23 protein-coding genes are annotated in these 25,898 nt (G+C 61.7%); 8 read left to right on the top strand and 15 right to left on the bottom strand.

Annotation, left to right across the window (positions count from 1 at the left end; genetic code table 11):
* Positions 1 to 13 precede the first annotated feature (13 nt).
* The 3 genes from HX869_RS12695 (at position 14) to HX869_RS12685 (ending at position 1,866) form a co-directional block, all read left to right on the top strand.
* Entirely contained in the window at positions 14 to 649 is a 636-nt protein-coding gene (locus HX869_RS12695; RefSeq protein WP_177116630.1) for a sigma-70 family RNA polymerase sigma factor, read from the top strand.
* A complete protein-coding gene (locus tag HX869_RS12690; protein ID WP_008434341.1) occupies positions 646 to 1,323 on the top strand; it encodes an anti-sigma factor domain-containing protein in 678 nt (225 codons plus the stop codon). The genes HX869_RS12695 and HX869_RS12690 overlap by 4 nt, the downstream gene beginning before the upstream one ends.
* Before the next feature lie 84 nt (positions 1,324 to 1,407).
* Complete coding sequence (locus HX869_RS12685) at positions 1,408 to 1,866, top strand: anti-sigma factor domain-containing protein (RefSeq protein ID WP_177046484.1); 459 nt, start codon at positions 1,408 to 1,410, stop codon at positions 1,864 to 1,866.
* Positions 1,867 to 1,931: 65 nt separating this feature from the next.
* On the opposite strand, the gene fdhA is transcribed toward HX869_RS12685, so the two are convergent.
* The 8 genes from fdhA to HX869_RS12645 all read right to left on the bottom strand — a co-directional run bounded on the left by fdhA (position 1,932) and on the right by HX869_RS12645 (position 11,913).
* On the bottom strand, positions 1,932 to 3,131 hold the full coding sequence (gene fdhA, locus HX869_RS12680; RefSeq protein WP_003209194.1) for a formaldehyde dehydrogenase, glutathione-independent: 1,200 nt from the start codon (positions 3,129 to 3,131) through the stop codon (positions 1,932 to 1,934).
* Positions 3,132 to 3,325: 194 nt separating this feature from the next.
* Positions 3,326 to 4,183 carry a formyltetrahydrofolate deformylase gene (gene purU / locus HX869_RS12675; RefSeq protein ID WP_003209192.1) on the bottom strand — a complete coding sequence of 286 codons (858 nt, stop codon included), beginning with the start codon at positions 4,181 to 4,183 and terminating at the stop codon, positions 3,326 to 3,328.
* 120 nt (positions 4,184 to 4,303) lie between these two features.
* Positions 4,304 to 4,936 (bottom strand): sarcosine oxidase subunit gamma, encoded by a 633-nt coding sequence (locus tag HX869_RS12670; protein ID WP_102604381.1) that lies wholly within the window; start codon positions 4,934 to 4,936, stop codon positions 4,304 to 4,306.
* A 132-nt stretch (positions 4,937 to 5,068) separates the two neighbouring features.
* Entirely contained in the window at positions 5,069 to 8,086 is a 3,018-nt protein-coding gene (locus tag HX869_RS12665) for a sarcosine oxidase subunit alpha (RefSeq protein WP_177020643.1), read from the bottom strand.
* The gene (locus HX869_RS12660) at positions 8,083 to 8,385 is read right to left on the bottom strand and encodes a sarcosine oxidase subunit delta (protein ID WP_093204269.1); all 303 of its coding nucleotides are present in this window, start codon (positions 8,383 to 8,385) and stop codon (positions 8,083 to 8,085) included. Before HX869_RS12660 ends, HX869_RS12665 begins: the two co-directional genes overlap by 4 nt.
* Positions 8,386 to 8,400: 15 nt before the next feature.
* Positions 8,401 to 9,651: a sarcosine oxidase subunit beta gene (locus tag HX869_RS12655; protein ID WP_003209185.1), complete on the bottom strand. Its 1,251-nt coding sequence runs from the start codon at positions 9,649 to 9,651 to the stop codon at positions 8,401 to 8,403.
* A 22-nt stretch (positions 9,652 to 9,673) separates the two neighbouring features.
* Complete coding sequence (gene glyA / locus HX869_RS12650) at positions 9,674 to 10,927, bottom strand: serine hydroxymethyltransferase (RefSeq protein WP_008434333.1); 1,254 nt, start codon at positions 10,925 to 10,927, stop codon at positions 9,674 to 9,676.
* A gap of 257 nt (positions 10,928 to 11,184) precedes the next feature.
* Positions 11,185 to 11,913, bottom strand: coding sequence for a TraX family protein (locus tag HX869_RS12645; RefSeq protein ID WP_178903147.1), 729 nt, complete (start codon positions 11,911 to 11,913; stop codon positions 11,185 to 11,187).
* Positions 11,914 to 12,003: 90 nt separating this feature from the next.
* Here HX869_RS12645 and HX869_RS12640 point away from each other — a divergent pair, with 90 nt between their 5' ends.
* Together HX869_RS12640 and HX869_RS12635 are read left to right on the top strand one after the other, a co-directional pair.
* Positions 12,004 to 13,044, top strand: coding sequence for a low specificity L-threonine aldolase (locus tag HX869_RS12640; RefSeq protein WP_003209178.1), 1,041 nt, complete (start codon positions 12,004 to 12,006; stop codon positions 13,042 to 13,044).
* A gap of 182 nt (positions 13,045 to 13,226) precedes the next feature.
* On the top strand, positions 13,227 to 13,427 hold the full coding sequence (locus HX869_RS12635) for a hypothetical protein (protein WP_003209176.1): 201 nt from the start codon (positions 13,227 to 13,229) through the stop codon (positions 13,425 to 13,427).
* Positions 13,428 to 13,549: 122 nt separating this feature from the next.
* Here HX869_RS12635 and gbcB read toward each other — a convergent pair whose 3' ends face one another.
* Complete coding sequence (gene gbcB, locus HX869_RS12630; RefSeq protein ID WP_003216947.1) at positions 13,550 to 14,650, bottom strand: glycine-betaine demethylase subunit GbcB; 1,101 nt, start codon at positions 14,648 to 14,650, stop codon at positions 13,550 to 13,552.
* 280 nt (positions 14,651 to 14,930) lie between these two features.
* Here gbcB and gbcA point away from each other — a divergent pair, with 280 nt between their 5' ends.
* The gene (gene gbcA / locus HX869_RS12625) at positions 14,931 to 16,226 is read left to right on the top strand and encodes a glycine-betaine demethylase subunit GbcA (protein ID WP_003216945.1); all 1,296 of its coding nucleotides are present in this window, start codon (positions 14,931 to 14,933) and stop codon (positions 16,224 to 16,226) included.
* A gap of 759 nt (positions 16,227 to 16,985) precedes the next feature.
* On the opposite strand, the gene HX869_RS12620 is transcribed toward gbcA, so the two are convergent.
* From HX869_RS12620 to HX869_RS12595, 6 genes are all read right to left on the bottom strand, one after another.
* Positions 16,986 to 17,756, bottom strand: coding sequence for an electron transfer flavoprotein subunit beta (locus tag HX869_RS12620; protein WP_102370063.1), 771 nt, complete (start codon positions 17,754 to 17,756; stop codon positions 16,986 to 16,988).
* Positions 17,757 to 17,766: 10 nt separating this feature from the next.
* Positions 17,767 to 18,987, bottom strand: coding sequence for an electron transfer flavoprotein subunit alpha/FixB family protein (locus HX869_RS12615; protein ID WP_008430652.1), 1,221 nt, complete (start codon positions 18,985 to 18,987; stop codon positions 17,767 to 17,769).
* Positions 18,987 to 20,927, bottom strand: coding sequence for a dimethylglycine demethylation protein DgcB (gene dgcB / locus HX869_RS12610; protein WP_178903146.1), 1,941 nt, complete (start codon positions 20,925 to 20,927; stop codon positions 18,987 to 18,989). The genes HX869_RS12615 and dgcB overlap by 1 nt, the downstream gene beginning before the upstream one ends.
* A gap of 158 nt (positions 20,928 to 21,085) precedes the next feature.
* Positions 21,086 to 23,146: a dimethylglycine demethylation protein DgcA gene (dgcA, locus tag HX869_RS12605; RefSeq protein WP_087694764.1), complete on the bottom strand. Its 2,061-nt coding sequence runs from the start codon at positions 23,144 to 23,146 to the stop codon at positions 21,086 to 21,088.
* Between the two features lie 15 nt (positions 23,147 to 23,161).
* Positions 23,162 to 23,692: a DUF5943 domain-containing protein gene (locus HX869_RS12600; protein ID WP_008430647.1), complete on the bottom strand. Its 531-nt coding sequence runs from the start codon at positions 23,690 to 23,692 to the stop codon at positions 23,162 to 23,164.
* Positions 23,693 to 23,768: 76 nt separating this feature from the next.
* The gene (locus tag HX869_RS12595; protein WP_003216932.1) at positions 23,769 to 24,746 is read right to left on the bottom strand and encodes a dipeptidase; all 978 of its coding nucleotides are present in this window, start codon (positions 24,744 to 24,746) and stop codon (positions 23,769 to 23,771) included.
* Positions 24,747 to 24,965: 219 nt separating this feature from the next.
* Between HX869_RS12595 and HX869_RS12590 the strand changes: the two genes are divergently transcribed.
* A complete protein-coding gene (locus tag HX869_RS12590; RefSeq protein WP_003216930.1) occupies positions 24,966 to 25,367 on the top strand; it encodes a lysozyme inhibitor LprI family protein in 402 nt (133 codons plus the stop codon).
* 42 nt (positions 25,368 to 25,409) lie between these two features.
* On the top strand, positions 25,410 to 25,826 hold the full coding sequence (locus HX869_RS12585; protein WP_102604375.1) for a DUF3010 family protein: 417 nt from the start codon (positions 25,410 to 25,412) through the stop codon (positions 25,824 to 25,826).
* The last annotated feature ends 72 nt before the right edge of the window (positions 25,827 to 25,898 follow it).

Below are 25,898 nucleotides of genomic sequence, written 5' to 3'. Positions count from 1 at the left end.
GGAGGTAGATGGAATGAATGCCCAAGCTGGACTAACCTCAGCCTGCCCTCTTTACCGTGCGCCGTCCCATCGCTCTGTTGCAAGCGCCTGGAGAAGCCCTATTTCGACCCACGATGCAGATCAGCTACGGCAATTGCTGGCCCAGTGTTCACTGGGTAATCGCCAGGCGTTCGAAACGCTCTATCGCAGCGTTTCCCCGCGTTTGCATGGTGTTGCCTTGCGTTTCATGGGTCGCAAGGATCTGGCCGAGGAGGTGTTGCAGGAAAGCTTCGTGCGCATCTGGTACAACGCCTCACGCTATGAGGCCCATCTGTCGGCGCCCATGACCTGGATGGTCAATATCACCCGCAACCTGGCGATCGACCAGTTGCGCAAACACCGCGAACAACCCTTGAGCGAAGGCCAGGAGGACGCCACGGCCGACGAAAGCCCCAGCGCCCATGAACAGCTCGACAGCGAGCGTGAAGCCCTCGCCCTGAACCGCTGCCTCGACAGCCTCGAAGGCATGCAGCGTCAATCGATCACCGTGGCTTACTTCCAGGGCTTGTCGTGCTCGGAATTGGCCGAACATCTGGCCGCGCCCCTGGGCTCGGTCAAATCCTGGATTCGCCGCGGCATGGAGCGCTTGCGCAGGTGCCTTGAATCATGAACTACCAGACCACCGCCCTGCGCCGCGCCCTGGCGGCTGACTACGCCATCGGGCTGATGCCTGCCACCGCCCGCCGGCGCTTTGAAGCGCTGCTGCGGGATGACGCGGCGCTGCGCGTCGAACTCGGGCACTGGCAGGATGCCCTCGCCAGCCTCACCGGGCCGCTGCCTGAACGGCCGGTGCCGGACCACGTATGGGAAGGGATCAAGGCGCGCATTGAGCCGCAAGTGCTGCATATGCCGGCGAAGAAACCGTTCTGGATGAACCTGCGCTTGCTGGTAGCGGCGTGCGGGGTGGTGATCGCGGTGTTGGTGGGCGTGTTGTACCAGCGCGACCTTGGGGTGGAGTACAACGCCACGCTGGTGGCGGCCAATCAACAGCCCGCGCTGAAGATCCAGGCCTATGCGGATCATCTGCAAGTGGAACCGCTGACCCTGGCCGCCGTGGAGCCGGCCCGCGCGTTGGAACTGTGGGCAATCCCGGCAGGCGGCAAACCCATCTCCCTGGGGTTGTTGCCGGTGTCGGGTAACGGCCGAATCCAGTTGAGCAAAGAACACCAGGCGCTGCTGACGGCGCCGCTGACCCTGGCAGTGAGCCTTGAGCCTCAGGGGGGCTCGCCGACCGGACAACCCACCGGGCCGGTGCTGTATCAGGGCCAATTGGCATCACTCTGATCCGAGGCTCAATACGACGGATGAGGAACCGATCGCCGTTAACCGGGTCCATGAAAGACTACAAAACATGTCAGGAAGAGCCTAATGACTGCGATCAACCCCCAAGTGATTGAGCACAAGCCTTCATTCTGGAACCGCCCACGCCTGTTCATCGGCGCCTGTTTGGTGGTAGTCGCCGGCGTCGGCGGCGCCCTCTACACCCAGGACAGCGTCAAGGCTGCCGCATTGCTGGTGAACACCACCCAGCAACCGGCCACGCAAATCGTGGCCCACAAGGATTACCTCGAAGTGCAGCCGATTGCCGCCACCGCACCGGCTCCGGATCAAAGCCTGGAACTGTGGGCCGTCCCGGCTGACGGCACGCCAGTGTCGCTGGGCCTGCTGCCGGAAGACGGCAAAGGCATTATCGGCATCAACCCTCGCCAGCAGGAGTCAATCAGTAAACCGGTGACACTGATGGTCAGTTCGGAAACCAAGGGCGGCTCGGTGAGCAAGCAGCCGACGGGGCCAACGGTGTATCAGGGGGCTTTGGCGATTCGCTGATTCTCCCACCCAACCGCAGATGCAAAAAAGGCGACCCTGAGGTCGCCTTTTTATTTGCCCGCGATTTAAGCCGCGCTGAACAACTTGTGCGGATCAATCACAAACTTCTTCGGCACGCCCGCATCGAACTCGCCGTACCCGCGTGGCGCGTCATCCAGGCTGATGACTTCCACACCGACGATGTCGGCAATGTTGATACGGTCCCACATGATCGCCTGCATCAGTTGGCGGTTGTACTTCATCACAGGGGTTTGCCCGGTGTGGAAGCTGTGGGACTTGGCCCAGCCCAGGCCAAAACGAATGCTCAGGCTGCCCATTTTTGCAGCGGCATCCACGGCACCCGGGTCTTCGGTGACGTACAGGCCCGGAATACCGATTTTGCCAGCCACCCGCACCACGCCCATCAACGAGTTGAGCACGGTGGCCGGAGCCTCTGCCTTGGCCCCTTCATGACCATGGCCACGCGCTTCGAAACCCACGGCATCGACGGCGCAATCCACTTCCGGCTCGCCCAGCAACGCAGCGATCTGTTCGTGCAGCGGGGTGTCTTTCGACAGGTCGGCAATTTCAAAACCCTGGGCCTTGGCGTGGGCCAGGCGGATCGGGTTGACGTCACCGATGATCACCACCGCAGCGCCCAGCAGGCGAGCGGAAGCGGCAGCCGCCAGGCCTACCGGACCGGCACCGGCGATGTAGACCGTGCTGCCCGGGCCAACGCCCGCAGTGACTGCGCCGTGGTAGCCGGTGGGCAGGATGTCGGAGAGGCAGGTCAGGTCGCGGATTTTCTCCATGGCCTTGTCGCGGTCCGGCAGTTTCAACAGGTTGAAGTCGGCGTAAGGCACCAGCACGTATTCGGCCTGGCCGCCAGTCCAGTCGCCCATGTCGACATAGCCGTAGGCGCCACCGGCACGGGCCGGGTTGACGGTCAGGCACACGCCGGTGTGCTGCTCTTTGCAGGAACGGCAACGGCCGCATGCGACGTTGAACGGCACCGACACCAGGTCGCCGATCTTCAGGTTCTCGACGTCGCTGCCCTTCTCGATCACTTCGCCGGTGATTTCGTGGCCCAGGACCAGGCCGGTCTGGGCAGTGGTGCGGCCGCGCACCATGTGTTGGTCGGAGCCGCAGATGTTGGTGGAGACCACGCGCAGGATGACGCCGTGCTCAATCTTCCTGCCACGGGGGTCCTGCATTTTGGGATAGTCGATTTTCTGTACTTCGACCTTGCCGTTGCCGAGATACACGACACCACGATTACCAGACATGCTTTCACCTCGCTGTTGTTTTTATGGAACCGCGTTGCCCAGGCAGGCAGCGCGTTTAAGTGCTCGGGTACAGATGCTGTTTTTGCGTTGTTAGTAAGGGCCTCTTCGCGAGCAAGCCCGCTCCCACAGTTGACCGAGTCCTACCTTTGAAATGCGGTCGAATGTGGGAGCGGGCTTGCTCGCGAAGGTGTCCATCAGAGCACCACTGTCCGATTGGCGTTCAAGAACACCCGCCGCTCAATGTGATACCCCACGGCCCGGGCCAGGGTCAGGCCTTCGATATCCCGTCCCTTGGCAATCAAATCTTCCGGATAGTGACTGTGGTCCACCACCTCCACGCCCTGGGCGATGATCGGGCCTTCGTCCAAATCGTTATTGATGTAATGCGCAGTGGCGCCCACCAGTTTCACCCCCTTGTTGTAAGCCTGGTGATACGGCTTGGCGCCCTTGAAACCGGGCAGCAGGGAGTGGTGGATGTTGATGGCTTTACCGTCAAGCTTGCGGCACAGCTCCGGCGACAGCACTTGCATGTAGCGCGCAAGAATCACCAGCTCGGCGCCGGACTCTTCGATCACCTGCCACACCTGGCGCTCCTGCGACGGCTTGTCGTTGGGGTCCAGGGGAAAGTGGTAATAGGGAATCTGGTGCCAGTCGGCCAGGGGCTTGAGGTCCGGGTGGTTGGAGACTACGGCGACCACGTCCATCGACAGTTGGCCGATGCGCTGGCGGTAGAGCAAATCGTTGAGGCAGTGATCGGCCTTGGAGACCATGATCACCACTTTCGGCCGGTAGTTCGGCGCGGTCAGTTCGAAGATCATGCCGAAGGCTTCGCCACGGGTGGCCAGGCCATCGCGGAAGGCTTGTTCGTCGAAACCATCGGGCTGGCGGAACTCCACGCGGATGAAGAACCGGCCCGAGAGCCGGTCATCGAAGGAGTGGTGCTCAGTGACGTAGCAGCCCTGCTCGAACAGGTAGCGAGTGACCGCGTCCACCGTGCCGAGCACGCTGGGGCAGTCGGCGGTCAAAATCCATGTGTCGGGTACGCGGCTCATTATTCGTGACTCCTTGATCGTTCCCACGCTCTGCGTGGGAACGCCGCAATGGACGCTCTGCGTCCGCTCTTGGGACGCGGAGCGTCCCGGGATGCATTCCCACGCGGAGCGTGGGAACGATCAGGCCTGGACGCTTAAACCATACTCAGCCGCCGCATCCTGCAACCACAGCCACCAGTAATCCGAGAAGCTGCGACGAATCACCAGCTCCCAGGTGTCTTCAGCAGTATGGCGAATCACCAATTGCGACTTGGCGAACACCGTGCCCACCGCCTTGCCCACCGGGAAGCTGTTGGGGTGCACGTCGTAGCTGGTGGATTTCATCAGCACATCGCGCACGTTGGGGCCGCTGAGTTCGAGAATCTGCTGGCCGCCGCTGACGTTGACGACCTGGATATGCAAATCACCCAGCGCCTCACGCAAGCTTTTCTCGGCGGCGAATTCCTCACCGCCTGGCACTACCAGCAACCACTCATCCGGACCGAGCCATTGCAGGCTGGTCTCACCCTTGACGATGACTTGCAGGGCACCGGGCAATTCGATACCCAAGGCTTTGTGCACACCGGCGGCGAAGGCTGCGTCATGGCCATCGCCACGAATGGTCAGGTGGCCCAGCAGTTTCTTTTCACGCACGGTCACGCCGGCGTTCTTGCGGCCCTTGCCTACCAGGCTGGCGAGGTCGGCATGGTGCAGCGACGACTCGGCCTTGGCTCCGGAGGTGGGGCGTTGTTGGTAAACATTGGCTGCTGTCATAAAGCACCTGTTTGAATTCTGTAGGTCTTGCGGTGACTGTTCTGGCCTCATCGCGGGCAAGCCCGGCTCCCACAGGGGAATGCATTCCAACTGTGGGAGCTGGCTTGCCTGCGATGCAGGCGACTCGGTCTGTCAGATGTTCTGGCGGTCGCCTTTAGGGTCGAAGAACACCGAAGAAACAATCTCCGCCTCGATCACGCTGCCATCCGCCAGCGGTGCAAACACCCGCTCGCCGATGCGCTTCAAGCCGCCCTTCACCACGCCCATGGCAAACGAATAACCGAGGGAGTTGTGGGCATAACTGGAGGTGACATGGCCGACCATCTTCATCGGGATCGTCTGCTTGGCGTCGAACACCAACTGCGCGCCTTCCGGCAGCCACACGTTCGGGTCGATCGGCTTGAGTCCGACAAGCTGCTTGCGGTCTTCACGCACGCAATCCTCGCGATTCATCCCGCGCCAGCCGAGCCACGAGAACGGTTTGGTGCGGCCTACACACCAGCCCATGTTCAGGTCGTCCGGGGTCATCGAGCCGTCGGTATCCTGGCCAACGATGATGAAACCCTTCTCGGCCCGCAGCACGTGCATGGTTTCGGTGCCGTACGGGGTCAGGTTGTACTGCTTGCCGGCCTCGACGATTTTCTCGAGCACGCCCATGGCGTAGTCGGCCTGCACGTTGACTTCGTACGACAGCTCACCGGTAAACGAAATCCGGAACACCCGTGCCGGCACGCCGCCTACCAGGCCTTCTTTCCAGGTCATGAACGGGAAGCCGTCCTTGTCCAGGTCGATATCGGTGACTTCGCTCAGCAGTTTGCGGCTGTTGGGGCCGGACAAGGTCATGGTTGCCCAGTGGTCGGTGACCGAGGTGAAGTACACCTTGAGGTCCGGCCATTCGGTCTGCTGGTAGATTTCCAGCCACTGGAGTACGCGTGCTGCGCCGCCGGTGGTGGTGGTCATCAGGAAGTGGTTGTCGGCGAGGCAGGCAGTCACGCCGTCGTCGAAGACCATGCCGTCTTCCTTGCACATCAGGCCGTAGCGGGCCTTGCCCACGTCGAGCTTGGTCCAGGCGTTGCTGTAGATGCGGTTGAGGAACTCGCGGGCATCCGGGCCCTGGATGTCGATCTTGCCGAGGGTGGACGCGTCCAGCAGGCCGACGCTGTCACGCACGGCCAGGCATTCGCGCTTCACTGCGGCGTGCAGGTCTTCACCGTTGCGCGGGAAATACCATGGGCGTTTCCACTGGCCGACGTCCTCAAACTCGGCGCCGTTTTTCACGTGCCAGGCTTGCAGCGCGGTGTAGCGCACCGGCTCGAAGATGTGCCCACAGTGCCGGCCTGCTACCGCGCCGAAGGTCACCGGCGTGTAGTTGGGACGGAACATGGTAGTGCCCATCTGCGGGATGGTCACATTCAGCGAACGGGCCGCGATGGCCAGGCCGTTGACGTTGCCGAGCTTGCCCTGGTCAGTGCCGAATCCCAGTGCGGTGTAGCGCTTGACGTGCTCCACCGACTCGAAACCCTCGCGGGTGGCGAGTTCGATGGCGGCCGCGGTGACGTCATTCTGCAGGTCGACAAATTGCTTCGGCGCCCGTGCGGTAGCTTTCTCGTGAGGTACCTGGAACAGCGCCAGGGTCGGTTCTTCCAGACGGCTCAAGGCTTTTGGCAGCGTACCTTCCACCGGCGCAAACCCGGCTTCGCTGGCAGCGCGCACGCCACCTTCAAAACCGTCGGCCAGGGAATCGCCGAGGCCGTAGACGCCATTGATGCCACCGACGCACACGCGTTTCTGCGGTGCTTCGCCCGGTACAAAACCGAGGATGTCTTCACGCCAGGTCGGCTTGCCGCCCAGGTGCGAGGCCAGGTGGACCACCGGGCTGTAGCCGCCGGAACTGGCGACCAGGTCGCAGTCCAGCCATTCGCCGGGGCTGGTGACTTTGTGGGCTTTCACATCAATGGCCGCAACGCGGGCGCCAGTGACGTGCTTGCTGCCACGGGCCTCGATCACGGCGCTGCCGGTGAGGATGCGAATGCCTTTGGCACGCGCCTCTTCAACCAGCGCGCCACGTGGGTTGTGGCGGGCATCGGCTACGGCGACAACGCTGAGGCCGGCGTCGAACCAGTCCAGCGCCACGCGGTAGGCGTGATCGTTGTTGGTGGACAGCACCAGCTTCTTGCCCGGTGCCACGCCGTAGCGACGCACGTAAGTGGAGACCGCTCCCGCCAGCATGTTGCCCGGTACGTCGTTGTTGCCGTACACCAGCGGACGCTCGCACGCACCAGTGGCCAACACCACGCGCTTGGCGCGAACCCGGTGGATACGCTGACGCACCTGGCCGATCGGCGCACGGTCACCGAGGTGGTCGGTGAGGCGTTCGTGAATGGTCAGGAAGTTATGGTCGTGGTAACCGTTGACGGTGGCGCGAGGCAGCAGCACCACGTCCGGCAGGGCCTTGAGTTCAGCAATCACACTGGCAACCCACTCGGCCGCAGGCTTGCCATCGAGGCTTTCGCGGGAGTCCAGCAAGGAGCCGCCGAACTCTTCCTGCTCGTCCGCGATGATCACCCGGGCGCCACTGCGGGCAGCGGCCAACGCAGCCGCCAGGCCGGCAGGGCCCGCGCCCACAATCAGCACGTCGCAATGACGGTTCATGTAGTCGTAGGTGTCCGGATCGTTCTCGGTCGGCGAGCGGCCAAGACCGGCTGCCTTACGAATGTACTTCTCGTAAGTCATCCAGAACGATTGCGGGTACATGAAGGTTTTGTAGTAGAAACCCGGCGGCATCAGCTTGCCGCCGACCTTGCCGAGAATGCCCATCATGTCGTTGTTCACGCTCGGCCAGCCGTTGGTGCTGGTGGCGACCAAACCCTGGTACAGCGCCTGTTGCGTGGCGCGCACGTTGGGTATTTGCGTGGCTTCGGTGGCGCCGATCTGCAGCACCGCGTTCGGCTCTTCGGCACCGGCGGCGAAGATGCCGCGCGGGCGGGAATACTTGAAGCTGCGACCGATGATGTCGACGCCGTTGGCCAGCAGCGCAGCGGCCAATGTGTCGCCTTCAAAGCCTTTGTAGCTCTGGCCGTTGAAGGTGAAGCTCAGGGCTTTGTTGCGGTCGATCCGGCCACCGTTGGACAGGCGATTGATCTGGCTCATACCTTCTCTCCAGAAGCCTTGGCGGTGAATTGCGGCTTGCTGCCAATCTTGTAGGTTTCAAGAATTTCGTAGGTGACGGTGTCGCGGGTCGCGTTGAAATACTGGCGGCAACCGGCGGCGTGAATCCACAGTTCGTGGTGCAGGCCCCGCGGGTTGTCGCGGAAGAACATGTAGTCGCCCCACTCCTCGTCGGTGCAGGTGTTCGGGTCCAGTGGGCGCGGGATGTGCGCTTGGCCGGAGGCGTGGAATTCCTCTTCGGAGCGCAGTTCGCCACAGTGAGGACAGAAGATATGCAACATAGGGAATTTCTCCTGTTAGTGGGCGACGGCCGCGGCGCCGTGTTCGTCGATCAGCGCACCGTTGTGGAAACGGTCGATGGAGAAAGGAGCGGCCAACGGGTGCATTTCACCCTTGGCGAGGCTGGCGGCAAATACGTTGCCTGAGCCTGGAGTCGCTTTAAAACCACCGGTGCCCCAACCGCAGTTGAAGAACATGTTCGGGACCGGGGTCTTGGAGATGATCGGGCAGGCATCCGGCGTGGTGTCGACGATGCCGCCCCACTGGCGGTTCATGCGCACGCGGGACAGCACCGGGAACATCTCGACGATGGCCTGGATGGTGTGCTCGATCACCGGGTACGAGCCGCGCTGGCCATAGCCGTTGTAGCCATCGATACCGGCGCCGATCACCAGGTCGCCCTTGTCGGACTGGCTGATGTAACCGTGCACGGCGTTGGACATGATCACGCTGTCGATGATGGGTTTGATCGGCTCCGACACCAACGCTTGCAGCGGGTGGGATTCGATCGGCAGGCGGAAGCCCGCGAGCGAAGCCATGTGGCCGGAGTTACCCGCCGTCACCACGCCGACGCGCTTGGCACCGATGAAGCCTTTGTTGGTTTCCACGCCGATGCACACACCGTTTTCCTTGCGGAAACCGATGACTTCGGTCTGCTGGATCAGGTCCACGCCCAGTGCGTCAGCGGCGCGGGCAAAGCCCCAGGCCACGGCATCGTGACGGGCCACGCCGCCGCGCCGTTGCACGGTGGCGCCCATTACCGGGTAGCGAGTGTTCTTGGAGCAGTCGAGGTACGGAATCTCATCGGCCACTTGTTTGGCGTTGAGCAGTTCGCCGTCCACACCGTTTAGGCGGTTGGCGCTGACGCGACGCTCGGAGTCACGGATATCCTGCAGGGTGTGGCACAGGTTGTAGACGCCACGCTGGGAGAACATCACGTTGTAGTTCAAATCCTGGGACAAACCTTCCCAGAGTTTCATCGCGTGTTCGTACAGGTGCGCCGACTCGTCCCACAGGTAGTTGGACCGCACGATGGTGGTGTTGCGCGCGGTGTTACCGCCGCCCAGCCAGCCTTTCTCGACCACCGCCACATTAGTGATGCCGTGTTCCTTGGCCAGGTAGTAAGCCGTCGCCAGACCATGCCCGCCGCCGCCGACGATGACCACGTCGTAGACCTTTTTCGGGGTGGGCGTGCGCCACATCTTCTGCCAGTTTTCGTGGTGGCTGAGTGAGTGCTTGAAGAGGCCGAAGCCCGAGTAGCGTTGCATAGTCATTACTCCAAAACCGCGCTCAGCGATAAACCGGGAAATCAGCGCACAGGGCGGCCACATGCTTGGCGACGTTGGCCTCCACATCGGCGTCGCCGAGGTTGTCGAGGATGTCGCAGATCCAGCCGGCCAGTTCCAGGCATTGGGTCACTTTGAAGCCACGTGTGGTCACCGCCGGCGTGCCGATGCGCAGGCCCGAGGTCACGAAGGGCGACTGCGGGTCGTTAGGCACGGCGTTCTTGTTGACGGTGATGTGGGCGCGACCGAGGGCGGCGTCCGCGTCTTTGCCGGTGAGGCCCTGACGGATCAGGCTGACCAGGAACAGGTGGTTATCGGTGCCGCCGGACACTACATCGTAGCCGCGTTTGATAAACACGCCGGCCATGGCCTGGGCGTTGTCGATCACTTGCTGTTGATAGGCCTTGAAACCTGGTTCCTGGGCTTCCTTGAAGCACACCGCCTTGCCGGCGATCACGTGCATCAGCGGGCCGCCCTGGGCGCCCGGGAATACCGCAGAGTTGAGTTTCTTTTCAATTTCTTCGTTGGACTTGGCCAGGATCAACCCGCCACGTGGACCGCGCAGGGTCTTGTGGGTGGTGGTGGTGACCACATCGGCGTAGGGCAGCGGGTTCGGGTACAGACCGGCGGCCACCAGGCCGGCGACGTGGGCCATGTCGACGAACAGCAGCGCACCGACCTTGTCGGCGATCTGGCGAAAGCGCGGGAAATCCAGGGTCTTGGAGTAGGCGGAAAAACCCGCCACGATCATCTTCGGCTTGTGCTCCACGGCCAGGCGCTCGACCTCGTCGTAGTCGATCAGCCCGGTGTTGGTGTCGATGCCGTATTGCACCGCGTTGTACAGCTTGCCCGAGGACGACACTTTGGCGCCGTGGGTCAGGTGGCCGCCGTGGGCCAGGCTCATGCCGAGGATGGTGTCGCCGGCGTTCAACAGCGCCAGGTACACCGCACTGTTGGCGGACGAACCGGAGTGCGGCTGCACGTTGGCATAGTCGGCGCCGAACAGCTGCTTGGCACGCTCGATGGCGAGCACTTCGACCTTGTCCACGTGCTCGCAGCCGCCGTAGTAACGCTTGCCCGGGTAACCTTCGGCGTACTTGTTGGTGAGGCCGCTGCCCTGGGCTTCCATGACACGCTTGCTGGTGTAGTTCTCTGACGCGATCAGCTCGATATGATCTTCCTGGCGCTGCTCCTCGGCATTCATGGCCGCCAGCAGTGCATCGTCATAACCCTGGATCTGGTCTTGCTTGCTGAACATCGCGTCTCTCCCAGCGGCGGCGGTGCGCCAATCGTATTGTTGGGGCCGCCGCACGACGGAGGGGCCCTTTGATGCGATGGTAGGGCTGGCGCAGAGAGGTCAAATGCCTATGGACGCCACGCAAAGGTGCGTTTACGACATGGCCGGAACAACACAGAACAAATGTGGGAGCGGGCTTGCTCGCGAATGCGGTGGGCCAGCCAATATAGGTGCAGCCTGACACACCGCTTTCGCGAGCAAGCCCGCTCCCACAGGGGTTAGGCGATGATCTTGCGGACCAGTAGCAGCAGCAGGAAATGCGCCGGATAAAGCGCATATGCCCAGCGCCGCATGGCCGGTGGCGATACCTGCCCGGCATGTCGCAACAAGACCAATCCGGCCAGCGGCGCAATCAGGCATGTCGCCAATCCCAGCATCGCCACCAGCGTGCCGCTATTGAGCAGGATCTGCCATTGATTGGCAGCCAGGCACACCACACCCGGCAGCACGCTGAAGTACCACGGCCGGCGAAACACCAGCAGCATCGCCAACGGCAGTAGTACGCCAAAGAAACCGAACATCAGCTGCGCCGAGAAAAACCCCGCCAAAACCAGCGCGATCAACGCCAATCCTCGATCAATAACCGTCTTCTGCTGCCATCCCCGGGCAACCAGCAAACCCAGCGCCAGGGTCGGCAGTACGTTCAGCGTGTCGGCGTCGTCGATGAACATCCGGTACGGCACCTCACTGATCACACTGAACAGCAGCAACCAGCCCAGATAGCGCCACTGCCCCGTCACCGGCGCGTCCTTGACCCGATGCAAATTCGCCGCGATCGCCAGGCAAAACCACGGGAACGCCAGGCGGCCCGGCACATACAGCCCGTCCAGGCTCAAACCGACATAACGCAGGTGGTCCAGCACCATACTCAGCAGCGCCAGCCACTTGAGCAGGTCCAGGGCGCCATCGCGGACGCGGCTTACAGGAACGCTTTCAGAACCGTGCATAATTCCCCAATGACTTTGCATTAACAGTGCGTGCGCCCGCCCGACAATCTTGGGTAAAGTGCGCACCAACATCGACCACAGGACTGGGCCATGACCGACAAGAGCCAACAATTCGCCAGCGACAACTATTCCGGCATCTGCCCGGAAGCCTGGGCCGCCATGGAACTCGCCAACCAGGGCCATCAACGCGCCTATGGCGATGATGAATGGACCCACCGCGCCGCCGACGGTTTCCGCAGACTGTTCGAAACCGACTGCGAAGTGTTCTTCGCCTTCAACGGTACCGCAGCCAACTCCCTGGCGCTGTCCTCCTTGTGCCAGAGCTACCATAGCGTGATCTGCTCGGAAACCGCCCACGTCGAAACCGACGAATGCGGCGCGCCGGAGTTTTTCTCCAACGGTTCCAAGTTGCTCACCGCCCGCACCGAAAACGGCAAGCTGACCCCGGAGTCGATCCGCGAGATCGCCCTCAAGCGCCAGGACATTCACTACCCGAAACCCCGCGTCGTGACCCTGACCCAGGCCACCGAAGTCGGCAGCGTCTACACCCCGGAAGAAATCCGCGCCATCAGCGTCACCTGCAAGGAACTGGGGTTGAACCTGCACATGGACGGCGCACGCTTCTCCAACGCCTGCGCATTCCTCGGCTGCTCGCCGGCCGACCTGACCTGGAAAGCCGGGGTCGACGTGCTGTGCTTTGGTGGCACCAAGAACGGCATGGCCGTGGGTGAAGCGATCCTGTTCTTCAACCACAAGCTGGCCGAAGACTTCGACTACCGCTGCAAACAAGCCGGGCAGCTTGCCTCAAAGATGCGCTTCCTCTCCGCCCCGTGGGTGGGCCTGCTGGAAAACGACGCCTGGCTCAAACACGCCCGCCACGCCAACCACTGTGCACAATTGCTCAGCAACCTGGTGGCGGATATTCCGGGGGTGGAGTTGATGTTCCCGGTCCAGGCCAACGGCGTATTCCTGCAACTGTCGGAACCGGCAATTGCCGCGCTGACGGCCAAGGGCTGGCGCTTCTACACCTTCATCGGTAAAGGCGGCGCACGGTTCATGTGCGCGTGGGATACCGAGGAAGAGCGCGTAAGAGAATTAGCCGCAGATATTCGGGAAGTGATGAGCGCCTGAAGTAGGCATCAGCCCCTCAGATAATGGCGAAAGGCCGAGACTGTTTTTTGATATTTCTGACAGCAATCAACTTCGTTTTCTTTGACTAGCCTCTTGGAACCCGGAAGGAAAAGGCCGCCTTTCGGGACTAACCGCCAGCCGAATAATCGGCCGGAAACGGAAATCCAGCAGAGGGCAACACCATGGAAGCGCAACGCTACGGAAACAACTTGCTAGGCGAAGGCACTATCAGCACCACCGTCATCGACTGGGACGAATTCAGAAAATCCGCGAAAATCGGTGACACCATCAGCGAACCGACGAGGACATTGCGGATCACTGACAAGGTCTATGAACTGACAGCATCCGGCCAGCACTTCGTCGTGCACATCTACGCCCAATAACCTCTAACTGATCGTTCCCACGCTCTGCGTGGGAATGCAGCCCGTGACGCTCCGCGTCACACAGCGGGACGGGACGCGGAGCGTCCAAGGAGGCATTCCCACGCGGAGCGTGGGAACGATCATTAGAACTCGATGCGCACATCACCCTTCGGCACGCTGCAGCACGACAGGATGTAACCCTCGGCTTCGTCTTCCTCGGTGATCCCGCCGTTGTGGTCCATCTCGACCTCCCCGCCCAGCTTCAGCACCTTGCACGTCCCACAGATCCCCATGCCGCAAGCTTTCGGAATCAGCAGGCCAAGCTTGGCCGCCGCTGCGTGCACGGTCTCGCCCGGTGCCACGCGGATGCTCTTGCCAGAGGCAATGAATTCCACCTGATGCAGGTCCGCCAGGTCGATCTCCGGTGCATCCGCCGCTTGTTCGGCTTGTTCCACCGCGTCGGCCCGGGCTTCCGGTGGCGTCGCGCCGAAGGATTCTTCGTGATAACGCGCCATGTCGAAGCCGGCGGCTTCCAGCAGGCGCTTTACCGCGTTCATGTAAGGCGTCGGGCCGCAACAGAAGACTTCCCGCTCCAGGAAGTCCGGCACCATCAGTTCGAGCATCTTGTGGTTGAGGTAACCGCGATAACCGGCCCAGGGTTCACCCAGGCCGTGTTTCTCGCAAATCAGGTGCAGGCTGAAGTTATCAATCCGCGACGCCATATGCTCCAGCTCGCGGTGGTAAATGATGTCCTTTGGCGAGCGGGCGCTGTGGATAAACGTCATGTCGACGTTGGCGTTGGTGTCGTAGAACCAGCGCGCCATGGACATCACCGGGGTAATACCGACACCACCACTGAGGTACAGCACTTTCGGGCTCGGGAAGTCGATGGCATTGAACAGCCCCACCGGCCCGTGCACCGCCAGCTCCTGGCCTTCGTGCAGCGTGTCATGCAACCAGTTGGACACCTTGCCGCCCGGCACGCGCTTGATGGTCACCGAAAAGCTGTAAGGCACCGACGGCGAACTGGAAATAGTGTACGAACGCATGATCGGCTGGCCGTCGATTTCCAGCTCCAGGGTGACGAACTGCCCGGGCTTGAAAAAGAACAGGATCGGCTGGTCGGCCATAAAGCAGAAGGTGCGCACGTCCCAGGTTTCCTGGATGACTTTGACGCAACGGACGATGTGCCGACCATTGGCCCAGGTCTGGGTTGTTACCGGGTTCAGGAAGCTGTTGGACATGCTGTTCTCCATAGCCGTGTGATCGGCCTTATGGTGGCGATTCTGCGTAACGCGCGAATCACCCATTTACCTATCTGCGACATTCACATACTTATCGCGACCAGCCCCCATACCACGGGGGTTGCGCGTCGGGAACAGAGTGGGCCATGTCGTTCATGGATAAGGTTCTGGCCGTTGTGGGGCCCACACTCGCTCCCAACAAAGACGCTTTCTTTACGCCTTGCTGCAAAACCTAGCCACTATTCGCCGGCCACACAGAATGGCCATGAGGACACACACGATGGACGTCACCGCAACCTTAAGCTTGGGCGATCCGCTGGAACCCGCACGCAAGGCCACTGCGCAAATGCTGCAAGAACGCGAGCGGACCTTTTCGCTGCCGCAGCCGTTTTACTCTGATGAGCGGCTGTTCGATATCGACATGCAGGAAATTTTCCAGAAAGAGTGGTTGATCGCCGGCATGACCTGCGAGATCCCCGCCAAGGGCAACTACATCACCCTGCAAGTGGGCAAGAACCCGATCATCGTGATCCGTGGCGCCGATGGTGTGGTGCACGCATTCCATAACGTGTGCCGCCACCGCGGTTCGCGCTTGTGCACCAGCGACAAGGGCAAGGTCGCCAAGCTGGTGTGCCATTACCACCAGTGGACGTATGAACTGGACGGCCGCCTGCTGTTCGCCGGTACCGAAATGGGCGCCGACTTCGACATGAAGCAATACGGCCTCAAGCCGGTGAATGTGAAGACCGCCGGTGGCTACATCTTTATCAGCCTGTCGGAGAACCCGCCGGCCATCGACGACTTCCTGTCGACCTTGAGCCACTACATGGAACCCTACGACATGGAGAACACCAAGGTGGCGATCCAGACCACCTTGTTTGAAAAAGCCAACTGGAAGCTGGTGCTGGAAAACAACCGCGAGTGCTACCACTGCAACGCGTCGCACCCGGAACTGTTGAAAACCCTGCTTGAATGGGACGACGTTACCGACCCGCGGGCCGACCAGGCCTTCAAGGACCACGTGGCCGCCTCCGCCGCCGCCTGGGATGCCGAAAAGATCCCTTACGCCCACGCCAGCTTCGGCCTGCGTAACCGCATCGTGCGCATGCCGCTGCTCAAGGGCACCGTGTCGATGACCCTCGACGGCAAGCAAGGCTGCAACAAGCTGATGGGCCGTATCAAGAACCCGGACCTGGGCTCGATGCGCATCCTGCACCTGCCACACTCGTGGAACCACTGCATGGGCGACCACATCATTGTGTTCACCGTGTGGCCGATCAGTGCCCAGGAAACCATGGTCACCACCAAGTGGATCGTGCACAAGGACGCCGTGGAGGGTGTGGACTACGACGTCGAGCGCATGCGCAAAGTGTGGGACGCCACCAACGACCAGGACCGCCGCCTGGCCGAAGAGAACCAGCGTGGCATCAACTCCACCGCGTACCAGCCAGGGCCGTACTCCAAGACTTATGAGTTTGGTGTGGTCAACTTTGTGGACTGGTACAGCGAGCGGATGCTGAGCAACCTGGGGGCGGCGCCAGCGCCGTATCTGAAAGGCGTCGCGGTCCACGAGTAAGCCATACAGTGACAGGGACCTGAACTGTACAAAAAACAGCCAGGTCTCTGACAGACCCCTGCTTTCCTGCCTTCCAGCCATTGCCCAACAACTTATCCACAAAGCCACCCACAGCAATTGTGGGCAACTGCGCTTTCCCGTCGAAATAAAACCAAGAAAATCCGTGACTTATTCAAAGGTACCGGTTTTATCCCACATTGATCATTTTTTGACCTAAAGCCTGAAAGCCACGTCCTGCATGGGCTACAGAGGAACGCAAACACCTTATCCACAGAAGCGCCAACAGACTTTGGGGGCAACTTTGGACCATCTGTGGAAAACCGGCTTAAACCGAGGAAAATCGCGGCTTTGAAAGCAAAACCCAGCCGGAATAGCGATATTGGTTACATTTTAATCAACGCACTGTAAGCCACGCTTTATATGGCCTACAGCGGATAGCGAACATCTTATCCACAGAAGCACCAACAGACTTTGGGGGCAAGTCTGCGCAGGGCATTTTCCTTATCCACAGAAAAACCCAAGGAAAAACCGTCAGTTAGGTTGGTTGTTTTTCGTACAGCGAGCTGCAGGGCTTGATTTGCATGGGGTGTGGACAGCCGCGAACAGGTTATCCACAGGTGGGTTAACAGGGATTGTGGGTAAAGCCACAATCGCCGCAAACCAGTGTGGGAGCGGGCTTGCTCGCGAAAGCGGCGGATCAGTCGGTACATGAGTTATCTGAGACACCGCCTTCGCGAGCAAGCCCGCTCCCACAGTGGATCAGCGCACTACACCTTCTTCTATAAGCAATTTAAGAATGGCTTCAGCGCCCGCCTCCGGACTCACGCCCTTGAGCACCTGCCCACCGCCGCCGCTGGCCTTGGCCGTTGCAGCCTTCATCCGGTCGGCACCGCTTTTGGCCTTGATCACCTTGAGGCGCTTGGGCCGAGGCTTGGCCGGCTGCAATACAGCGCCTGTGAATAACTCATCCTCCAACACCTCGACGTCATGGGCCGTCAGCTCACCGCGTTGCGCCGGGCCGTAGGCGCTTTGCCGTGGCTTGGGCGCCGCGTTATCCACCGTGGCCATAAACGGCAGGCGCACCTTCAGCCGCCGCCGTTGGCCACGAGGCAAGGCCTGCAGCACATGGGCCACACCGCCTTCGATGGATTCCACCTGGGCCAGGCCGACAATCAGCGGCCAACCCAGTTGCTCGGCCAGCAGGAACGGCAACATCCCCGAGCCTTCGCCGGTTTCCGCCTGGCTGCCGGTGAGCACCACTTGGGCGCCCGCGTCCCGCAGATAGTCGCCGAGCACCGGCAAGGCGTCCGCCCCGGCCGGTTGTTCAAGCACGTGCAACTGCGGCAAGCCCATGCCCAGGTAAGCGCGCAGGGTGGGTTCGCCGATGTCGCCGGCGTGCAGCACTTGCAGGTTATCCCCAGCCAGTTGCAGGCCCAGTTCCACAGCGCGCGCGTCTTGCTCGGCGCGGCGTGGGCGGCCTGAAGTCGGGTGGGCGCCGATGGACACCAGGCTGATTACATTCGTCGTCATGGCCATTTCCTTAAGCTGCATCGCGCTTGGCACCGTGGCGGTAGGCCTCGACCGCGACGATCAAGGCTTGCAGTATCGCGGCGCTTTCGCCGATCACCGACAGGTCGGCACGCTTGATCATGTCGCAGCCCGGGTCGAGGTTGATCGCCACCACCTTGTCGCAGGCACCAATGCCTTGAAGGTGCTGGATCGCCCCGGAAATCCCCACCGCCACGTAAACCCGTGCAGTGACCCATGTGCCGCTGGCGCCCACCTGGCGATCGCGCGCCATGAAGCCGTCGTCCACCGCCACCCGCGAAGCACCTTCGGTGGCGCCCAACGCGGCAGCAGTCTGGTGGAACAGCGCCCAGTCCTTGACCCCGTTGCCACCGGAGAAAATAAATTCGGCTTCGGCCATGGGAATCGCCGCCGGGTCCACGGCCACCGCACCCAAATCTTCGATACGCGCAAGGCTGCGGGCCAGGCTTGTGGATAACTCCACCGGCAGCACTTCGTGACGGGTTTCGCTGACGGGATCGGCGCACTCCGCCGCAGCCAGGATCATCCGTGGCAGTGGGCGGGCAAGATCCTCCTGACCCGCGCCTGCACGGCCAATACATTCCTGGCCCTTGATCTGCCAGACCCGCGTGGCCGGGCGCTCCTTGAGGCTCGCGGCAAAGCGCCGGCCCAATTCACCACCGCCGCTGCGGCTGTCCGGCAGCAACCAGTGGCGCGGGTTGAACTGGTTATCCACAGCCCGCAGGCCGTGAACCCGTTGCTCCGGTGAATAACCGTCGAATTCATGCCCGTCCAACACCAGCAGCCGATCCACACCGGCAGTGGCGAAGGCGTTTTCCTTGTGTTCGCCGAACACCACGGCCAATACCGCACCGTCGTCGCCGGCCAGTTGCCGGGCCAGGCCCAGCAAGTCGCGGTCGTGGCTGCTCAGGCGGCCGCCGACCATGTCCGGCACCACGTTGATGTAGAAAGCGGGCGCCGGTACCTGATGCAGCGGCAACTGCACTTCCACCGCTGCCGTACGCTTGGCCGCGCCGCCCTGCTGGGCGCCGCTGCGGTCAATACGCTTGATGCCGTTGGGGCCGATAAAACCGACACCGTGCACGTTCTTGCGGATGACCCCATTGGGCCCCATCCAGCTGTGTTGCACCGGCTGCATCGCCGCGTGCAGCGGGTGCAGGCGGTTACGGGCGATCCATTCGGCCCGTGGGTCGCGGCGGATAATGTCGCTCATCAATGCACCTCCGCAGGTTCGCGTTTCGGCGCCTTGGCCGGTGCCGCGTCTTCAAGCAACGCGTCAGCTACCAGTTCGGCAATGTCCTTGATCAAGGGACGCGGTTCGACCACGCCTTCCAGCATCGCCGTGCACTGTGGACAACCCACGGCCACCAGTTCGGCACCGGTCTCGCGGATGTCTTCCATGCGCATGTCGGGAATCCGCTGCTTGCCGGGAATATCGGTGATCGGCGCCCCGCCACCGCCACCGCAGCAACGCGAGCGGAAACCGGAGCGCTGCATTTCCTTGACCTCGATCCCCAGCGCCCGCAGCACTTGGCGTGGTGCCTCGTACTCGCCGTTGTAGCGGCCCAGGTAGCACGGGTCGTGATAGGTCACGCTGTTGCCTTTGTGCTGGCCCAGGTTCAGGGCGCCGGCGTCGATCAGTTCGGCCATGTAGGTGCTGTGGTGCTGCACCAGGTAGTTGCCATCGAAGGCGCCGTATTCGTTTTTCAGCACGTGGAAACTGTGGGGGTCGCAGGTGACGATGCGCTTGAAGCTGTACTTGGCCAGGGTCTGGATATTGCGTGCGGCCAGCAGCTGGAAAGTCGCTTCATCGCCCAGGCGCCGGGCCACGTCGCCGCTGTCGCGCTCCTCAAGGCCCAGTACGGCGAAGTCGACCTTGGCGGCTTTCAGCACTTTGACGAACGAGCGCAGGGTGCGCTGGTTGCGCATGTCGAAGGCACCGTCGCCGACCCAGAACAGCACGTCGACGGTTTTCTTGTCGCTGAGCAAGGGCAGGTTCAAATCCGCCGCCCAGTTCATCCGCCCGCCCGGCGCAAAACCGCCCGGGTTGTCGGTGGCGATCAGGTTTTCCAGGACTTCGGCGCCCTTGTTCGGGGTCGCGCCTTTTTCCAGGGTGAGGTGGCGGCGCATGTCGACGATGGCGTCCACGTGCTCGATCATCATCGGGCACTCTTCCACGCAGGCGCGGCAGGTGGTGCAGGACCACAGGGTTTCCGCATCCACCAGACCATTTACGATTGGCTGGTGCGGGTTGCCGGCGTGTTCGCCGATGGCTTTGCCCGGATACGGGCTGCCGGCGAACTTGGCGTCGGTGCCACCGGCCAGGCCGACGACCATGTCCTGGATAAGTTTTTTCGGGTTCAGTGGCTGGCCGGCGGCGAACGCCGGGCACGCGGCTTCGCACTTGCCGCACTGCACGCAGGCGTCGAAGCCGAGCAGTTGGTTCCAGGTGAAATCCACCGGTTTTTCCACGCCCAGGGGCGCGCTTTTATCCGCGAGGTCCAGGGGTTTCAAACCGGTGGAACGGCCGCCGCCGAAGCGTTCGGCGCGGCGGTGCCAGGCCAGGTGCAGGGCACCGGCGAAGGCGTGTTTCATCGGCCCGCCCCAGGTCATGCCGAAGAACATTTCCGACACGCCCCACAACACGCCCAGGCTCAGCAGCGCGGCGAGCAGCCAGCCGCCGAAGTCCGCCGGCAGAATCCCGGCCACCGGCAAGGTCACCAGGAAGAAGCTCATCGAGAACGCCATCAGGCTTTTCGGCAGGCGCATCCACGGGCCTTTCGACAGGCGTGCAGGCGGGTTGCGACGGCGCAGGTAGACGAAGGTGGCGCCGACAAACATCAGCACCGAAGCCAACAGCAAGGCGTAGCCGAGGATGCGGTTATGCAGGCCGAAACCGTGCACCAGGATCGCCAGCAGCGCCGAGAGCACAAAGCCCAGGGCGGTGGCGACGTGGGTGTTGGCGATGTATTTGTCGCGGGCGACCACATGGTGCAGGTCGACCATGTAGCGCTTGGGCATGGCCAACAGGCCGCCGAGCAAGTCGACCTTGGAGGACCGGCCGCGGCGCCACATGTTCACCCGGCGCAGCGCGCCGAGGACGGCAAGGCCCAGGGCGGCGAAGAGCAGGATGGGAAGAAGGGTGTTCAACATGGTGAAGCTCCCGAAGACCACACAGGTCTACTGTGAAACTGGCCCGAAATGTGGGAGCGGGCTTGCTCGCGAAGGCAGCGTGTCAGTCGATGCATCCAGTGGCTGACACACCGCTTTCGCGAGCAAGCCCGCTCCCACATTTGACCGAGTACACCTCGTCAGAAATCCTTGCACAGGCGCAGGGCGTCATAGATGGCCGCGTGGGTATTACGCTGGGCCACGCAGTCACCAATGCGGAACAGCAAGTACCCCTCGCCCGGCTCGCTCAGGCACGGCTGCGGCTTGATCGCGAACAGGGCCTCGATGTCCATCTGGCCCTTGTTGCGCGAGCCTGCCTTGAGCCCGTAGTAGAGCTCTTCGTCCGGACGCACGCCGTTCTCGACCACCACCTGGTCCACCACCCGCTCTTCCCTGGCCCCGGTGTATTCGTTCTCCAGCACCGCCACCAGCTTGTCGCCTTCGCGGTAGACCTTTTCCAGCATCATGTCGCCGGTCATGATCACTTCCTTGGGGTACATGCTGCGGTAGTACGTCGGGAACGACGTACCGCCCACGGCCACGCCCGGCTTGATGTCGTCGGTGACGATCTCGACCTGGCTGCCCTTGTCCGCGAGGAAGTCGGCCACCGACATGCCGGTGAACTCGCAGATGGTGTCGTACACCAGCACGTTCTTGCCAGGTAGAACCTTGCCGTCGAGCACGTCCCAGCTGCTGACCACCAGGCCTTCAGCCGCGCCCCAGTGTTCGTTCTGCTCCAGGAACGGATGACCGCCCACCGCCAGCACCACCACGTCCGGGCGCAGGTCGAGGATGGTCGCCGCGTCCGCCGCCACACCCAGGCGCAGGTCGACGTTCAGGCGCGCCAGTTCCAACTGGAACCAGCGGGTGATCCCGGCAATCTGGTCACGCTGCGGGGCTTTCGATGCAGTGGTGATTTGCCCGCCGATAAATTCTTTCTTCTCGAACAACGTCACGTCGTGGCCACGTTCGGCAGCCACCCGCGCCGCTTCCATCCCGGCCGGGCCGGCACCCACCACCACGACTTTGCGTTTTGGCCCGGTGGATTTCTCGATGATGTGCGGCACGCCCATGTATTCACGGGAAGTGGCGGCGTTCTGGATGCACAGCACGTCCAGGCCCTGGTACTGGCGGTCGATGCAGTAGTTGGCGCCGACGCACTGTTTGATCTGGTCGATCTGGCCCATCTTGATCTTGGCGATCAGGTGCGGGTCGGCGATGTGGGCGCGGGTCATGCCGACCATGTCCACGTAGCCGCCTTCCAGGATGCGCGTGGCCTGGTTCGGGTCCTTGATGTTCTGCGCGTGCAGCACCGGGGCCTTGACCACTTCCTTGATGCCGGCCGCCAGGTGCAGGAACGGCTCCGGTGGATAACTCATGTTCGGGATAACGTTGGCCAGGGTGTTGTGGGTGTCGCACCCCGAGCCGACCACGCCGATGAAGTCGAGCATGCCGGTGTCGTCGTAGTACTTGGCGATCTGTTTCATGTCCTCGTGGGACAGGCCGTCCGGATGGAATTCGTCGCCGCACAAACGGATGCCGACGCAGAAATCCGGGCCGACTTCCTTGCGTACCGCCTTCAACACCTCAAGGCCGAAACGCATGCGGTTTTCGAAGCTGCCGCCCCATTCGTCAGTACGTTTGTTGACCCGAGGGCTCCAGAACTGGTCGATCATGTGCTGGTGCACCGCCGACAGTTCCACACCGTCCAGGCCACCGGCCTTGGCCCGTGCCGCAGCGGTGGCGTAGTTGCCGATCACCCGCCAGATTTCTTCAGGCTCGATGGTCTTGCAGGTGGCGCGGTGCACCGGCTCGCGGATGCCCGAAGGCGACAGCAGCGTGGGCCAATGCTCGCCGTCCCAGCGCGAGCGACGGCCCATGTGGGTAATCTGGATCATGATCTTGGCGCCATGCTTGTGCATGGCGTCGGCCAGGTTCTGGAAGTGCGGGATGATCCGGTCATCCGCCAGGTTCACCGACTTCCACCAGCCTTGCGGGCTGTCGATGGCGACACTGGAAGAACCGCCGCAGATCGCCAGGCCGATCCCGCCCTTGGCTTTCTCTTCGTAGTACTTCACATAGCGGTCGGTGGTCATGCCGCCGTCGGTGGCATACACCTCAGCGTGGGCGGTACTGAGCACGCGGTTGCGGATGGTCAGTTTGCCGATCTGGATCGGCGCAAACATTGCTTCGAAAGCCATGGCAGGGTCCTCGACTTACAACGGCTTGACAGTGAACAGGCCGTCGTCGTGGCCCTCTTCGGAGCCGCCGTAGACCTGTTCCGCAACGGTGCGGATCTTGCTGCCGCGGGCTTCGAGAATCTGGTCCATCGCGCCGGCAAACCAGCCGGTGAACATGTAGTCGACCTTGCGCCCGACCTTGCCGTACACGTAGACGAATGCCGAGTGCTCGAGCTTGACGCTGGCGGTGCCTTTGTCGAGGTCGATGTCCTGGATCTTGAACAGGCCCCAGCCGCGCTGCGACAGGCGCTTCATGTAGTGCTCGAACACTGCGACGCCTTCCAGGCCGTGGCATTCAGCTTCTTTTTCGCACCAGTGCCAGGCGGATTTGTAGCCGGCCTTGTAGAGGATTTCGGCGTAGGCCTCGCTGCCCAGGACTTCTTCGATCCCCATGTGGTTGTTGACGAAGAAATGGCGCGGCACGTACAGCATCGGCAGGGCGTCGGAGGTCCAGACACCGGTTTCGCTGTCGACTTCGATAGGCAATTGAGGGGCGATCTTGGCCATGGAAACTTAACTCCGGAAAATGCTTTGGTAAGCCCCCGACGCATAAGGTTGGGGGAAAAGAGGCGTGAGTGGTGGCTTATTCGCCCCAGACGTCCTTCAGGACGTTGACCCAGTTTTCGCCCATGATCTTGCGCACCACGCGCTCGGGATGGCCGCGCTTGAGCAGGGTCTCGGTGAGGTTCGGGAACTCGCCCACGGTGCGGATGCCCAGCGGGTTGATGATCTTGCCGAAGCTGGTCAGGCGGCGGGCGTAGCCCTTGTCGTGGGTCAGCATTTCGAAGAAATCCTGGCCATGGCCCTGGGTGAAGTCGGTGCCGATGCCGATGGCGTCTTCGCCCACGATGTTCATGGTGTATTCGATGGCTTCGGCGTAGTCGTCGATGGTCGAGTCGATGCCCTTGGCCAGGAACGGCGCGAACATGGTCACGCCGACAAAGCCACCGTGGTCGGCGATGAACTTCAGCTCTTCATCGGACTTGTTGCGCGGGTGCTCTTTGAGGCCTGAAGGCAGGCAGTGGGAGTAGCACACCGGCTTTTTCGATTCGAGGATGACTTCTTCGGAAGTCTTGGAGCCCACGTGGGACAGGTCGCACATGATGCCGACGCGGTTCATCTCGGCGACGACCTCGCGACCGAAGCCCGACAGGCCGCCATCGCGCTCATAGCAGCCGGTGCCCACCAGGTTCTGGGTGTTGTAGCACATCTGCACCACGCCAACCCCGAGCTGCTTGAAGATCTCGACGTAGCCGAGCTGGTCTTCAAACGCGTGGGCGTTCTGGAAGCCGAAGATGATGCCGGTCTTGCCCTGTTCCTTGGCGCGACGGATATCGGCGGTGGTTTTCACCGGGATCACCAGGTCGCTGTTTTCGCGAATCAGGGTCTGGCTGGCCACGATGTTGTTAATGGTGGCCTGGAACCCTTCCCATACCGACACCGTGCAGTTGGCAGCGGTGAGGCCACCCTTGCGCATGTCTTCGAACAGGTCGCGGTTCCACTTGGCAATGATCAGCCCGTCGATAACGATGCTGTCGGCGTGCAATTCGGCTGGGCTCATCAGGCGTCCCCTTATTGGCGATTCATGCGCCGAATCGTCTGCCGGCGCTTTGGGGCCAGCATATGCCCCGGGGCAGAAGGAGCCGGGTGCAAAAACGACAAGGGAATTGCCGAAAGCGTCAATCCGCGACAAAGGCCAACATGACATCTCTGACGGGTGTCTGTTCTTTGTCTTACGCTTGAGCCAGAATTTGCTCATCAACTGATATGAGACGGCGCAATGAAATCGATTTTCCTGGCTTTGGCACTCATCGCAACCGGCGTACACGCCGCTGAAGACACCGACAGCACGCCCTGCGATGGCATCGAGAACGACAAGCAAACCCTGGAATGCGCCACCTACAACAAAACCACCGCCGAACAACTGCTCAAGGATAACTACCAGGGCTTGCTGGAACGCATGGGTTCGACCTATGGCAGCAACAAGACGCAGTTGGCGGACATTACCGCTCGTCTGAAGGATGCCCAGCAGAAGTGGGAAAAGTTACGTGATGCGGATTGCGCCGTAGATACCTTTCCGGCAGTGGCGGGAAGCAAGGCATATGCGATCCAGCAGAATGATTGTCTGGCGCGGATGAGTGATGAACGGTCGGAGTTTTTGGAGTCGATTGGGCAGGAATAAGCGACAATCCCCTCCACTCTTTACTCAGAATCAAGGCTATTCATGACAATCTGCGGCATCGAAATCAAAGGCAGCGAAGCCATTATTGCTGTCGCCTCGCTCGACGGTCAGGCATTGGGCCACGTCGCTCTGGCCACCAAGAAAATCGCCCTTGAAGACGATGATGAGGCGGCCAACGTCAAGGCCTTCGCCGCTCAGGTCAGCGCGTTTGTGCGGGAAAACGGCATCAGCCGCATCGCCATCAAGAAGCGCAGCAAGAAAGGCGAATTCGCCGGTGGCCCGACTACGTTCAAGATTGAAGGTGTGTTTCAGTTGCTGGAGGGCGTTGAAGTGACGCTGCTGTCGCCGCAGACCATCAATGCGCAGAACAAGAAACACGACTTTGCCCTGCCGGCGACGCTGAACAAGTATCAGCATGAGGCTTACAAGGCCGCGTGTTCAGCCCTGCTGAAGAAATAAGCCACACCACAAATCTCCTGTGGGAGCGGGCTTGCTCGCGAATGCGGTGTGTCAGTCAATACATGTACCGAC

The organism is Pseudomonas sp. P7779 (assembly GCF_013386315.1).
Lineage (GTDB): Bacteria > Pseudomonadota > Gammaproteobacteria > Pseudomonadales > Pseudomonadaceae > Aquipseudomonas.
The sequence above is the reverse complement of the archived record's forward strand: the minus strand, read 5'-3'. Positions and strand labels throughout refer to the sequence as shown.